This is a genomic window from Methanocalculus sp. MC3 (genome assembly GCF_054767395.1).
Genome location: NZ_BAABMP010000002.1, coordinates 334,956 through 346,650, shown reverse-complemented (window position 1 = coordinate 346,650; position 11,695 = coordinate 334,956). Strand labels below are relative to the sequence as shown.

Sequence of the window (11,695 nt, the reverse complement as noted above, 5' to 3'; positions counted from 1 at the left end):
AGATGAAGAAAAGTTATGTCCAGCTGATTGCCATCATCTCCGGCATCCTTCTTATTGTACTTTCAGTATCAGGACACCAGGGCATTGTATCGGTGCCTGTTGCTGCTGTTTTGAGTATCGTACTGGCACCTGTTTTTCTTATCTCAGTCGGGCTTCTCTTCTCGGCTGAAGTAATTGACGGGGACATTCCGTTTATGGGGTACTAGAATCTATGATCGAATACATCATTGCTGCAATGTTTGCCGGACTCCTGCTCCACGGTATCCACCGGAAAGTGATCGCACGGATACAGGGAAGGCCGGGGCCACCGATCTGGCAGGAGATACTTCATACCCTTAAATTCCTTGCAAAGGAGTCATGGATACCAAAAACAGCAAGCCAGGGTGTTTTTGTTACCGTGGTTGGGATCTCAATTGCGATCTGGACCGCAGCTTTGATGCTCCTGATCACGCAGGAGAGCCTTCTCCTTCTGTTTGCACTCTACGTGCTCCACAAGATAGTCGAACACGGAATCGGTCTTGCCTCGGGATCACCCTATGCCAAATTCGGAGCAATACGATCAGTTGTCTCAGCCGCATCTGAACTTCCCCTCCTCTCAAGTGTCGCCCTCATTTATCTCATCACTGGATCGCTTATGCTCCGTGATATCGAGGCATACCAGGCAGTCAACGGGCCGCTTCTTTTTGTGGCATTCCCGGCAGCAATCGCTCTTTATATGGTAATTCTCTCAAAGATCCACTATGGCCCCTTCTCGATTGTTGAGGCAAAAGAGATCGTGAGCGGATACTGGACAGAGCACTTCGGTGTCTGGAGAGGCCTGATGAATGCTGCATTTGGTTTGAAGACGTTTGTCCTCCTGTATACGTTTGTGATCGTCTTCATCGGGCCAATCGGCCTTCCCCTCACGCTGCTTGCAATTCTGATCCTGATGATAACACTCTCATTTGTCTGTGCAGCCACCCCGATGCTCTCACCCTATGACAGCGTTACCGTTCAGACACTCACAACCGGACTCATTGCGATTTATATCATTTATCTTGGGGTATTTGCATGAACCTGATTCGTAACTGCCTTCTTGCAGGTCTTCTCCTGTATATCTGTATTTTTCTGATACAGGGTACAGCCACAGGCGCTGTACTTGTTGCTGCCATCATCGGAATCCTCATTCTTCTTGGAATTGGTTCCACACTCTTCATCTCTGATGAAAAACAGCTGAAGAGGGTTGAGATGATCTTAATCTGGTGTTCCATACTGGTTTTTGCGATATACGGACTCCTGGTTGCCGGAGGGATTCTATGAACAGGTATCTCTATGAAAAGGATCTCAGGCAGATGAAACTCATCATCCTCGAGAGCAGACGCCATGATGCAGTCGTGCAGGAGCTTGCCGCAACCCTTGGTATAAAACGCCAGCAGCTCAGAAAGATACTCATTGAGAGCTCCGATATGATGTTTCTTGAGAATCTTCCAGCACGCTCTGATGCGGCAAGAGAAACGGGGGACGAGACTGAGAGGCTGCTTGGCATCCCTCTCCTTGTCCAGGCTTTTCATCTGTTGTCAAGGGAAGAGGGGGCCCGGGTCAGGGAACAGTACCTTCAGAGGATACAGAATGGTATCACACAGGAGGTTGCGATTTCCAAGGCACAGATGGAGGTGCTGGAGATGATCCGATCATGAGTCTTCTTCAAAGTCTCAAAAATGCCGTCCGATCACGCTCAATCCATGTTGCCTATGTCAATGTCGGATCCTGTAATGGCTGTGATATCGAGATTCTCGCATGTCTCTCTCCCCGCTATGATATCGAACAGTACGGAATCTATGTGCACAACAATCCAAGAGAAGCCGATGTTCTCCTGATCACAGGAGCTTTCAGTCCGCAGTGGGAAGACAAGCTCAAGCCGCTCTGGGATAAGATCCCTCATCCAAAAGTTGCAGTCGCCATCGGAAATTGCCCGATATCAGGATGCGTCTTCAACCGTCCGGAGACCCTTGTCGATCCGCCGGTATCAAAACATATCCCGATAGCAGCTGAGATCCCGGGTTGTCCCCCCCGCCCGACAGAGATCATCAGTACCATCCTCTCGCTGGCACCAATAATCTTCAAAGATTACGAGGAGACGAAGAAATGAAAAAGACAGTCGACATATCCCTCCCGGTTGGCCCGATGCATCCCTGCTTTAAGGAACCATGCCGTATAAAATGCGAAACACGGGGCGAATATGTCCTTTCAGCCGAGGTTGAACTGGGCTATGTGAAGAAAGGGATCGAGCGGATCATGCGGGGAAGGCCCTGGCAGGAAGTGATGTTCCTTGCAGAACGTGTATGTGGGATCTGTTCGGTGATTCATAACTTTGTCTTCATTGAAGCAGTGGAGAATATCAGTGGCATTGTCCCAACAGGACGTGCCGCGTTCCTGAGAGTTATCGTAAACGAACTCGACCGGATGCAGAGCCATCTCCTTGCAAATTACTCATACTGCTATACAATCGAGCACGAAACCCTTGCGATGTACCTGTTAAACCTCCGTGAGACGGTGATGGATCAGCTCGAGCTGATCACGGGAGCACGGGTTACCTGCGCATATATTGTACCGGGAGGGGTCCGCTCTGATCTATCCACGGATGATGCAGAAAAACTCAAATCCGCGCTCGATCACATAGATGCCGAACTGTCACGGTTTGTGAAGATATTTGAGACAGGGCCACTCATCGCCCTCCGTTCAAGAGAGATCGGCATACTCACCAGGGAAGCGGCTATCGAATCGCATGCTGTCGGCCCTACTGCGAGGGCGAGCGGAATCGACAATGATCAGCGATCAACTCACCCCACATACAGGGCACTTGGTTTCTCTCCCATCATCAGGCAGGAAGGGGATAACTATGCCCGTATTATGGTCAGGTTTGAAGAGGTATTCCAGAGCACAAGCCTCATACGATCGGCACTTGCCGCCATGAAAGAAGGGCCGATCCGTGGAGGAGGCGTAATCAAAGCAGGGTCGATCAGCTATCGGGGTGAAGCCCCGCGAGGCGAACTCCTCTATGAACTCAAAACAGACGATTATGGCAGGATTCTTGAGATAGCCATCCAGACACCATCAATTCCGAACATCCAGGTCTGCTCCCATGCAATGCTGATAGATGCGCAGTCGGCAGCTGATATAACCTCGATCTTCATCAGCTCAGATCCCTGCATCGCCTGTACAGAGAGGTAAGTTCCGTGTTCTCGATCATCTACTATATCAGGGAATTTCTGCGGCCCAAATGGATTACTACATTCTTCACAGCGAAAACCGCCCCCCTTGTGACTCCCCCGTACTTCCGGGATTTTCCAGAGTTAACAGACAAGGAATGCACACACTGCCTTGCCTGCATGATGATCTGCCCGGCTCCTGATGCAATTACTGTTGTAAAGCGGGAGGAAATCTGGCGGCCAGAGATCACAAAAGGACACTGTATCAGGTGCGGACTCTGTATTGAGGCATGTCCTGAAGATGTGCTTACAAGCGGAAGAATACTGGCATACAAAAAAGAAGAAGAGCTCACACTCAAGGGCACATTTCATATTGAGATCGACCAGTCTAAGTGCATGGGATGTGGGAACTGTACAGTTGCATGCCCGGTGAACAGGGAGATCGATCCGTCACTCCGTTCCAGCGGAACATCAAGCTCAGGCGAGGTGATCATGCGTGTGGACACCGGCCAGAACAAGGTGCTCCATGAAGAGAAATGCACAGGATGCAAGACCTGTGAAGAGAGTTGTTCAAACCAGGCTATCCGGGTTGCCCGTGTTGTTGAAGCGCTCCAGGGAGTGGAAGAATGAGATTTGCACTCTCATCCGGAAGGACAGTCCCCCAGGGTTCATTCATCGAACATAAGCTCTCGAAAGGATACCAGAGGGCAACCTCAATGATATACATTCACCCACTCGATCTCATGGAGCTTGGACTGGAATCAGGTGACCGGGTACATGTTACAAGTGACTTTGGTTCTGTTGTTCTTACCACAGAAACAAGTGAGGATATACAGACAGGCTGTGTCTATATCGCACTCGGTCCATATGCGAATGCGATCACAGGAGGCTATACCCATGCAACCGGGATGCCCGATTATAAGGATATTACCGTTGAAATTGAGCCAACAGACGATCCTGTGCCCACCGTATGGGATCTGATGGAGATAGTTGGAGGGCTTCGCTATGGACATTAAGGATGTTCCCTGCCCGTTCTGTGGGTGTCTCTGTGACGATATCAGTGTCCGGCTAGAGGATAACAGGATTACCGGCGTTGAAAACTGCTGTACTCTCGGGAATGCCAAGTTCCTCTCAAAAGGCAGGCTACAACACCCAATCATGAGAAGAGACGGGAAATGGGTTGAAGTAACCTATGAAGAGGCGATCGATGAGACAGCCCGCATCCTCTCAGACGCAATGCGTCCACTCCTGTATGGATGGAGTGGAACGATTGGAGAGGCACAGGTTGTTGGTGTCCACCTTGCAGAAGAGATAGGGGCACTTATCGACAGTACAACCTCAGTCTGCCATAATCCATCCATCCTGGCAATCCAGGAGGTGGGACACCCCGGCTGTACTCTCGGCCAGGTGAAGAACCGTGCCGATCTCGTTGTCTACTGGGGATGCAATCCGATTGAAGCACATCCGAGGCACATGAGCAGGTACACAACCTATGCCGACGGATACTTCATCGATAACACAGCTACCGATAGAAAAGTCATTGTTGTTGATATCAGGAGATCCGAGGGGGCAAAGATTGCAGATGAATTCATACAGGTGAAACCGGGTGGCGATTATCTTGTCCTTTCAGCCCTCCGTGCAATTGTCCGCGGAAGAGGGGATGTAATACCGGATTCTGTTGCCGGTGTGAAAAAAGTCCAGCTCCAGCGTGTCGCTGATCTGATGATGAAAGCAAAATTTGGCGCCGTATTCTTTGGACTCGGGGTCACGATGAGCCGTGGCAAATACAAGAATGTCAGAAATGCAATCGAACTCGTATCAGAGCTCAACAGGAAGACGAAATTTACTATCAGTGCAATGCGTGGCCACTTCAATGTCTATGGATTCAATGAAGTCCTCACCTGGATGGCAGGGTATCCGTTTGCAGTTGATTTCTCACGGGGTATCGCCTTCTATAATCCCGGCGAGACTACCGTCATCGATCTCCTTGAGAGAAAAGAGCCGGATGCCTGCCTGGTTGTAGCAAGCGATCCCGGTGCACATTTCCCAAAATCAACGATTGAACATATGGCAGCGATACCAACAGTACAGATTGATCCTTGTGTCAATGCAACAACCGCTCTCTGCCAGGTGCAGATACCTGTTGCAATTACCGGGATCGAAGCTGCCGGAACCGCATACCGGATGGATGGAGTTCCGATCAGGATGAAGAAAGTACTTGAAACCGAGTTTCCAACCGATCAGGAGATTCTTGAGCGGATAGTCACACGTATTCGGGAGATGAGATCACATGGCTGAGATACTGCTGAAGAATGCCTATGTTATCGATCCGATATCCGGCATCAACGGGGAAGTGATGGATATCGCCATCTCCGGGAGCAGGATCGTCGAAGATGCATCCCCAAAGGCCGAGGTGATCGATTGCCAGGGATTCCTCACCCTCCCGGGAGGAATCGACTCACATACGCATACATCAGGGACAAAAGTGAACTTTGGCAGGTACATGAGTCCGGAGGATATGCGTGCCGGCCGGACTGCAAAGAAAGGACACATGCATATCACCTCGGGCTATAGTGTTCCAACAACGTACGGAAACAGCTACCGGTACAGTGCACTTGGGTACACCACACTCGTTGAAGGTGCGATGGCCCCGCTTGAAGCCCGCCATACCCATGAGGAGTTCAAGTTCACACCGCTTCAGGACTCGTTTGCCAATACCCTCTTTGACGGGAACTGGGGAATGCTCAGGGCGCTTGAAGACGGGGACATTAAACGTGCAGCAGCAATCATTGCATGGACGCTCACTGCCGTGAAAGGATTTGCCATCAAACTGACTAATCCCGGCGGAACAGAAGCCTGGGGCTTTGGGAAGAACGTCTCCTGTATCAATGAGACGATTCCAACCTTTGATCTCACCCCTGCTGAGATCATCAAAGGGACAATCGAGGCAAATGAAATACTCCATCTCCCCCATTCGGTTCACCTCCACTGCAACAACCTCGGAACACCCGGGAATTTCACCTGCACTATCGGAACCTTCGGGCATGTTCCCGACTTAAATGACAAACGCCAGTCACTCTATGCCACCCACGTCCAGTTCCATTCCTATGGCGGAAGCGGATGGGGAGATTTCTGCTCAAAGAGCGAGCCGGTTGCAAATGTGGTGAACTTTCGGCCGCAGATCGTCATTGATATGGGACAGGTGATGTTTGGCAGGACAACAACGATGACAGCTGACGGACCGATGGAGTTCAACCTCTACCGGCTCCACCACGATAAATGGAGCAACCATGATGTCGAGCTTGAAACAGGATCCGGTATCATCCCTGTCAATTACCGGAAAAAGAATCTGGTCAACAGCATCATGTGGGCGATCGGACTTGAACTTGCCCTTCTTGTGAAAAATCCCTGGCAATGCCTCCTGACAACAGATAATCCAAACGGTGCTCCCTTTGTCAAGTATCCTGAGATCATTGCCCTCCTGATGAGCAAGCGGTATCGTGACGCCGAGTTTGCAACAATCCATCAGGACACAGAAAAGCGTGTTCCTCTCCCGGCGATTGAACGGGAATTAAACTGGTATGATATTGCAGTAATGACCAGAGCAGGGCAGGCCCGGGCGCTTGGGATCACCGATCTCGGCAAAGGCCATCTATCGCCAGGGGCAGAGGCGGATATTGCCATTTATCCAATAAGGATCGATGAGATTGACCCCTCTGCTGAATATGAGAGGGTGATAAAAGGCTTTTCACAGACCGAATATACCATTAAACGAGGACGCGTCGTTTCCCGACGTGGAGATGCAATCATCGATGGTGAAAATACCACCTTCTGGGTGAAGCCGAAGGTTCCTGCTGCCTATGATATGCAGCATGACACCGCATTTCAGGAACTCTTTGAGCGATACTACAGTATCAGGATGAGTAATTATCCTGTCCAGGAAGAATATCTCCACAGAAATCACTGCATTGAAACGGAGACAGATTTATGAATGTGACCATCACCTTCAGAAACCGCAGGAACCCTTTCATCCCAATCGAAGCCGAGATGATCACCCCGGATGCATTCTTCAATAACAGGGAGATTTGTGTTGGTGAAGGAAACAGGACTGTACATCTCGGTGAGCTTGCAGAGGTTGGTATTGAGGGGACAGCATCGTCAGTTGATGAGATCGAGATTCTGATACGCGGAGAAGCATCTCTCGTCAAACGTGTCGGTGAATATATGACTGGTGGGACAATCACCATTGAAGGCGATATCGGGATGCATTGCGGGAATTTTATGTCCGGCGGCAGAATCGAGATACTTGGCTCGGCAGATGGCTGGCTTGGACGCGAGATGAAAGGCGGTGAGATCATCTGCCATGAGGATGCAGGAGATTATTGTGCAAGCGGATACCGTGGCGGACGCCGAGGTATGCGTGGTGGATCGGTTGAGATACTCGGATCAGTCGGCGATTTTGCATGCGAGCATATTGCCGGTGGTGAGGTGCTTATCCATGGCAATACCGGAGATTTTGCATGTGCGGAGATGAAGGGCGGAACCGTCACCATCCTCGGGGATACAAGCCGCGTCTGTGCGAATATGTCAGGTGGCACCTGTTATGTGTATGGATCTGCGGAGGAGATGATCCCTACCTTTGAAAAGAGAGGGACAATCAATCATGACGGGCTTCTGTTTCACCATTTCAGAGGTGATGTGGCAAACCGTGGAAAAGGAGATCTCTATACTGCCCGCTTCACCTATCTTCAATGAATAATGTGACTACACAGGGATGTGCGCCTTCACCCACCGTGCATAGGTGGCGCGAAGACGTGCGATCTCATCATCTGTGAGGTCACCCCGCCGTGTCTTTCTGAGGTATTCCTCAAGCTGGGAGACGATCTGATCGGCCTCAGCATAGGTCTGCACCTCAATATAGATCGGCGCCTTCTGTGAACTGATGATCTCCCCACAGACCGGGCAGAGTTTCCATCTCTGAAGATGATCCATATAGGTAAATGACCGGCACCCCGGACACCGGATTATGATGTACATACGTACCCGAAGGTATACGGATTTGATGATAAATGTATCGGAAGGTGATCGGAAACCCCCATCTGATACTGTTTCACCCTCCTGCTGCCCTCCGTAGGGTAAACTCATCAGCAAAGAGATTAATCTCTATCCAGCAGATAACAGAAGTGAGCAAAATGTCAATTGAAGTTATCGGGGTTGAAAACCTCCCTATTATCCAGCCGGGTGATGATCTCGCCGGGCTCATCTCTGATCGGATTACTCTTATGGACGGGGACATTCTCTGTGTCGCCAGTTCTGTCTATTCCAAGTCTGTCGGAAATATACGGAGTCTTGATGAGATAATACCCGGCCCTGAAGCCGGGCGGATTGCCTCTATGACCCGTGAGGATCCCTGTTTTGTCCAGGCAGTACTTGACTCTTCAGTTGAGATCATCCTTGATCACCCCTTCATCCTCTCAAGACTTCCCTCCGGCCATATCGGTGTCCGGGCAGGTGTCGATCACAGCAATGTGGAGGATGGCATTGTGATTCTTCTCCCAGCAGATCCTATGGGTGCAGCTGAGGCGATCCGATCGGAGATCAGGGAGAAGTCAGGTGTCGATATACGAGTTATCCTGACCGATACCTGCGGGCGGGCGTTCCGGCGTGGACAGACAGGCCATGCTATAGGGTGGAGCGGTATGACCGCAATTCGTGATTTCCGGGGTGATCACGATCTCTTTGGCCATGAGCTTCTCATAACTGAAGAAGCGGTTGCTGATGAGATCGCCGGTTTTGCAAACTTCGTGATGGGCGAAAGCAATAAAGGAGTTCCAGCAGTTGTCTTCCGGAACATGGAGACCTGGAGCGGGCACGATATGCTCTATTTTGAGGAATCCGAAGATATCATCAAAGAAGCCCTGAAAAAGAGATGATGAGTTAGTATATGAGATTCATAATGAAGATAAAGACTCCAATGCTAATTGCCACTGCGATCACGGTCTTTGGGTCAATGGTGACCTGACGCCGATCCTCGCTGTCATAGTATGTGACAAGGCCTGCGGAGGATATCATTCTTCCACCTTTCTTCTTTGCCATGCAGACAGGTTTCTCCGTGCATATATTTAAACAAACGGTCAATAGGTAGGATATGGAGATTGTTACCTCCATTGAGGGGTTCGCATTTTTAGGTGATGAATTATCACTCCGGCCGGTTCGGATTGAAATTGCAGATGGAATCATCAGATCGATTGAAGAGGTAAATAATCCACGAAAACGCTGGATACTTCCAGCACTCTTCAATGCTCATACGCATATAGGCGATGCCGTGGCAATGGATCTGCCTGTTGATGGGGATCTGGAGTCGATTGTAACACCACCTGATGGATTGAAACACCGGATTCTGCGCGCGACGGAGAGAGGTGCCCTTGTCTCTGCCATGCACGCGACCATAGGGTTTATGGAGCAGACCGGGTGTGCAGGCTTTGCTGATTTTCGTGAAGGGGGAGTAGAAGGTGTTGAGGCGCTTTTGGAGGCTGCAAACGGCATGTCCACACAGCCCCTTATCTTTGGAAGGGAAGGTGGCGAGTTAACCTCTGATGGTTTTGGGATCAGCAGTGTCCGTGACCTGCCGAATCTTGACTCAGAGATTGAAGCTGCCCGCCGTGCCGGCCATATGATTGCAATCCATGCCGGGGAACGTGATAATGATGATATTGAGGGTGCACTCGCCTATGAGCCCGATCTTCTCATCCACTGCACACATGCCAGCCGGACCGATCTCCGGCGGTGTGCAGATGAAGGAATTCCGATTGCCATCTGTCCACGATCAAACTGGATCCTCGGGGTCACCAGATCGCCGGATCATCCGCCGGTTCAGGATATGATCGATCTGGGATGCAGAGTCTTCCTTGGCACAGATAACGCAATGTTCGTTCAGCCGGATCTCTGGCGCGAGATGGCATTTCTCTCTGTGATTACGGATATTCCCGCGCGTACCATTCTGGAGATGGGCATATCCGGATCATCACTCACTGGAGACCCATACTGGATTGAAGAGGGCAGAAAAGCTTCAATTATTGAGGTAAATCCAGAAAAATCCAATCTGAATCTCTCCCGCGACCCCGCGAGAACACTGGTAACACGAGGTTGTTCATGCCATCTCGATAGAATTCTTTTTTAATTAATAACTACCTAATAATAAAGAACTGATTTTGGTGGTACGCATGTTTCACACACTCCTGGTCGCAATTGACGGCTCTGAAATTGGTATGAATGCTCTTGATAAGGCTGTTGAGCTTGCCCGTGGGTTCAAGGCAAATCTCCATGCAATCTATGTCATCGAGACAGGGCTCATATCATCGGTTCCTATGGATAACACATGGGAGGTCATCTATAGCCTTCTCGAAAAAGAAGGAACCGAAGCACTGCATAAAGCTGAGGGAAAAGCTGCTGATGCCGGCATAACACTCACAAAACATCTCCTCTCCGGCCATGCAGGCAATGAGATCCTCAACGTCGCCGAGCAGGTGAAAGCCGATCTGATCATAGTTGGTTCACGCGGCAAGTCCGAGATCGATCGCCTCTTGATCGGGAGTGTTTCAGCTCATGTCGTGAAATATAGTACCGTTTCAACTATGGTGGTGAGGGTATAAGCACAATGATAGTTCGTGACTACATGACAAAAAATGTGGTCACAGCTGACACCCCCGCAAACAGGGATGAGATCCTGAAGATTCTGAAAAGAACCGGGATCAGCGGCGTTCCTGTGATGAAAGACGGGAAGTGTATCGGGATCATAACCAGAAAAGATCTTCTCGGAAATCCTCATGAGACACAGATTGCATTATTGATGACCCATGACCCAATCTCAATAACACCAGATGCAACCCTGAGAGAGGCAGCAGATATAATCATTACAAATAATATCAGGCGGCTTCCGGTTATTGAAGACGGCAAACTCGTTGGACTCATCAGCGTTGCCGATCTTGTCGGGGCAGTTGCCCAGCTGAAGATCAAGGATGAGATCAAGAACCGGTATATTGCTAGAACATTTGCCCTCTGGAGTGAGACCCCACTCACAATTGTCGGAAGGATCATGGAGATTGCCCATGTGGATGCAATTGCCATTCTTGATTCTGAAAGCAGGCTTGAAGGGATCATTACCGAACGTGATCTCATCAGGTGCTCCTGTATTGAGGACGATGTCGAGGTAAGCGACTTTTCAAACGGCACAGACGATGACGAATGGACATGGGAGAGTATACGTGACATGCATATGATCTCCTATGGAATATCCCGGATTCAGCTTCCAACAAAACCCGTTAAACTTGCAATGGTCAAGAAGGTTATTGCCGTTCCAACGAATGCCGGGGTTTCCGAATGTGCATTGAAGATGAAGAGAGGGCGTGTCGATCAGCTGCCAATAGTCAACGGCGATAACAGGCTTGTTTCAATGCTCTATGATCGGGAGCTTATCAAGGCACTTCTCGACTATACACCACAATAAG

Annotated in this window: 17 protein-coding genes; 15 read left to right on the top strand and 2 right to left on the bottom strand. The window is 50.0% G+C overall.

Annotated features, from left to right (window positions below):
* The first annotated feature begins 2 nt into the window (after positions 1 to 2).
* The 11 genes from ACYUBO_RS05375 to ACYUBO_RS05325 are packed head-to-tail and all read left to right on the top strand — an operon-like array spanning position 3 to position 7,943.
* Positions 3 to 206 (top strand): hypothetical protein, encoded by a 204-nt coding sequence (locus ACYUBO_RS05375; protein WP_300333032.1) that lies wholly within the window; start codon positions 3 to 5, stop codon positions 204 to 206.
* Positions 207 to 211: 5 nt separating this feature from the next.
* Complete coding sequence (locus ACYUBO_RS05370; protein WP_460372924.1) at positions 212 to 1,054, top strand: respiratory chain complex I subunit 1 family protein; 843 nt, start codon at positions 212 to 214, stop codon at positions 1,052 to 1,054.
* A complete protein-coding gene (locus ACYUBO_RS05365) occupies positions 1,051 to 1,299 on the top strand; it encodes a hypothetical protein (RefSeq protein WP_300331698.1) in 249 nt (82 codons plus the stop codon). The genes ACYUBO_RS05370 and ACYUBO_RS05365 overlap by 4 nt, the downstream gene beginning before the upstream one ends.
* Positions 1,296 to 1,676, top strand: coding sequence for an EhaM family protein (locus tag ACYUBO_RS05360; RefSeq protein WP_460372923.1), 381 nt, complete (start codon positions 1,296 to 1,298; stop codon positions 1,674 to 1,676). The genes ACYUBO_RS05365 and ACYUBO_RS05360 overlap by 4 nt, the downstream gene beginning before the upstream one ends.
* The gene (locus ACYUBO_RS05355) at positions 1,673 to 2,128 is read left to right on the top strand and encodes an NADH-quinone oxidoreductase subunit B family protein (RefSeq protein ID WP_300331704.1); all 456 of its coding nucleotides are present in this window, start codon (positions 1,673 to 1,675) and stop codon (positions 2,126 to 2,128) included. Before ACYUBO_RS05360 ends, ACYUBO_RS05355 begins: the two co-directional genes overlap by 4 nt.
* Complete coding sequence (locus ACYUBO_RS05350) at positions 2,125 to 3,210, top strand: hydrogenase large subunit (protein WP_460372921.1); 1,086 nt, start codon at positions 2,125 to 2,127, stop codon at positions 3,208 to 3,210. The genes ACYUBO_RS05355 and ACYUBO_RS05350 overlap by 4 nt, the downstream gene beginning before the upstream one ends.
* Before the next feature lie 5 nt (positions 3,211 to 3,215).
* Positions 3,216 to 3,818 carry a 4Fe-4S binding protein gene (locus tag ACYUBO_RS05345; protein WP_460372919.1) on the top strand — a complete coding sequence of 201 codons (603 nt, stop codon included), beginning with the start codon at positions 3,216 to 3,218 and terminating at the stop codon, positions 3,816 to 3,818.
* Positions 3,815 to 4,204, top strand: a complete 390-nt coding sequence (locus ACYUBO_RS05340) for a molybdopterin dinucleotide binding domain-containing protein (protein ID WP_460372917.1) — start codon at positions 3,815 to 3,817, stop codon at positions 4,202 to 4,204. The genes ACYUBO_RS05345 and ACYUBO_RS05340 overlap by 4 nt, the downstream gene beginning before the upstream one ends.
* Complete coding sequence (locus ACYUBO_RS05335; protein ID WP_300331715.1) at positions 4,194 to 5,486, top strand: formylmethanofuran dehydrogenase subunit B; 1,293 nt, start codon at positions 4,194 to 4,196, stop codon at positions 5,484 to 5,486. Before ACYUBO_RS05340 ends, ACYUBO_RS05335 begins: the two co-directional genes overlap by 11 nt.
* Positions 5,479 to 7,179 (top strand): formylmethanofuran dehydrogenase subunit A, encoded by a 1,701-nt coding sequence (locus tag ACYUBO_RS05330; protein WP_460372915.1) that lies wholly within the window; start codon positions 5,479 to 5,481, stop codon positions 7,177 to 7,179. Before ACYUBO_RS05335 ends, ACYUBO_RS05330 begins: the two co-directional genes overlap by 8 nt.
* Positions 7,176 to 7,943 (top strand): formylmethanofuran dehydrogenase subunit C, encoded by a 768-nt coding sequence (locus ACYUBO_RS05325; protein ID WP_460372913.1) that lies wholly within the window; start codon positions 7,176 to 7,178, stop codon positions 7,941 to 7,943. The genes ACYUBO_RS05330 and ACYUBO_RS05325 overlap by 4 nt, the downstream gene beginning before the upstream one ends.
* Before the next feature lie 9 nt (positions 7,944 to 7,952).
* Here ACYUBO_RS05325 and ACYUBO_RS05320 read toward each other — a convergent pair whose 3' ends face one another.
* Positions 7,953 to 8,225, bottom strand: coding sequence for a DUF1922 domain-containing protein (locus tag ACYUBO_RS05320; protein WP_460372911.1), 273 nt, complete (start codon positions 8,223 to 8,225; stop codon positions 7,953 to 7,955).
* A gap of 155 nt (positions 8,226 to 8,380) precedes the next feature.
* On the opposite strand from ACYUBO_RS05320, the gene ACYUBO_RS05315 reads away from it, so the two are divergent.
* Positions 8,381 to 9,121, top strand: a complete 741-nt coding sequence (locus ACYUBO_RS05315; protein WP_460372909.1) for a coenzyme F420-0:L-glutamate ligase — start codon at positions 8,381 to 8,383, stop codon at positions 9,119 to 9,121.
* 4 nt (positions 9,122 to 9,125) lie between these two features.
* Here the strand turns inward: ACYUBO_RS05315 and ACYUBO_RS05310 are convergent, their stop codons facing one another.
* On the bottom strand, positions 9,126 to 9,260 hold the full coding sequence (locus ACYUBO_RS05310; protein ID WP_300333873.1) for a preprotein translocase subunit Sec61beta: 135 nt from the start codon (positions 9,258 to 9,260) through the stop codon (positions 9,126 to 9,128).
* A 76-nt stretch (positions 9,261 to 9,336) separates the two neighbouring features.
* Here ACYUBO_RS05310 and ACYUBO_RS05305 point away from each other — a divergent pair, with 76 nt between their 5' ends.
* Genes ACYUBO_RS05305 through ACYUBO_RS05295 form a run of 3 tightly spaced genes read left to right on the top strand, consistent with a single transcriptional unit; the run spans position 9,337 to position 11,694 of the window.
* Positions 9,337 to 10,368: an amidohydrolase family protein gene (locus ACYUBO_RS05305; RefSeq protein WP_460372907.1), complete on the top strand. Its 1,032-nt coding sequence runs from the start codon at positions 9,337 to 9,339 to the stop codon at positions 10,366 to 10,368.
* A gap of 43 nt (positions 10,369 to 10,411) precedes the next feature.
* On the top strand, positions 10,412 to 10,840 hold the full coding sequence (locus tag ACYUBO_RS05300; RefSeq protein ID WP_300334049.1) for a universal stress protein: 429 nt from the start codon (positions 10,412 to 10,414) through the stop codon (positions 10,838 to 10,840).
* A 5-nt stretch (positions 10,841 to 10,845) separates the two neighbouring features.
* Positions 10,846 to 11,694 carry a CBS domain-containing protein gene (locus ACYUBO_RS05295; RefSeq protein ID WP_300334052.1) on the top strand — a complete coding sequence of 283 codons (849 nt, stop codon included), beginning with the start codon at positions 10,846 to 10,848 and terminating at the stop codon, positions 11,692 to 11,694.
* Position 11,695 lies beyond the last annotated feature (1 nt).

Coding starts and splice junctions, on each gene's coding strand:
- ACYUBO_RS05375 (WP_300333032.1), top strand. CDS start 3: ATGAAGAAAAGTTATGTCCAGCTGATTGCCATCATCTCCGGCATCCTT.
- ACYUBO_RS05370 (WP_460372924.1), top strand. CDS start 212: ATGATCGAATACATCATTGCTGCAATGTTTGCCGGACTCCTGCTCCAC.
- ACYUBO_RS05365 (WP_300331698.1), top strand. CDS start 1,051: ATGAACCTGATTCGTAACTGCCTTCTTGCAGGTCTTCTCCTGTATATC.
- ACYUBO_RS05360 (WP_460372923.1), top strand. CDS start 1,296: ATGAACAGGTATCTCTATGAAAAGGATCTCAGGCAGATGAAACTCATC.
- ACYUBO_RS05355 (WP_300331704.1), top strand. CDS start 1,673: ATGAGTCTTCTTCAAAGTCTCAAAAATGCCGTCCGATCACGCTCAATC.
- ACYUBO_RS05350 (WP_460372921.1), top strand. CDS start 2,125: ATGAAAAAGACAGTCGACATATCCCTCCCGGTTGGCCCGATGCATCCC.
- ACYUBO_RS05340 (WP_460372917.1), top strand. CDS start 3,815: ATGAGATTTGCACTCTCATCCGGAAGGACAGTCCCCCAGGGTTCATTC.
- ACYUBO_RS05335 (WP_300331715.1), top strand. CDS start 4,194: ATGGACATTAAGGATGTTCCCTGCCCGTTCTGTGGGTGTCTCTGTGAC.
- ACYUBO_RS05330 (WP_460372915.1), top strand. CDS start 5,479: ATGGCTGAGATACTGCTGAAGAATGCCTATGTTATCGATCCGATATCC.
- ACYUBO_RS05325 (WP_460372913.1), top strand. CDS start 7,176: ATGAATGTGACCATCACCTTCAGAAACCGCAGGAACCCTTTCATCCCA.
- ACYUBO_RS05320 (WP_460372911.1), bottom strand. CDS start 8,225: ATGTACATCATAATCCGGTGTCCGGGGTGCCGGTCATTTACCTATATG.
- ACYUBO_RS05315 (WP_460372909.1), top strand. CDS start 8,381: ATGTCAATTGAAGTTATCGGGGTTGAAAACCTCCCTATTATCCAGCCG.
- ACYUBO_RS05310 (WP_300333873.1), bottom strand. CDS start 9,260: ATGATATCCTCCGCAGGCCTTGTCACATACTATGACAGCGAGGATCGG.
- ACYUBO_RS05305 (WP_460372907.1), top strand. CDS start 9,337: ATGGAGATTGTTACCTCCATTGAGGGGTTCGCATTTTTAGGTGATGAA.
- ACYUBO_RS05300 (WP_300334049.1), top strand. CDS start 10,412: ATGTTTCACACACTCCTGGTCGCAATTGACGGCTCTGAAATTGGTATG.
- ACYUBO_RS05295 (WP_300334052.1), top strand. CDS start 10,846: ATGATAGTTCGTGACTACATGACAAAAAATGTGGTCACAGCTGACACC.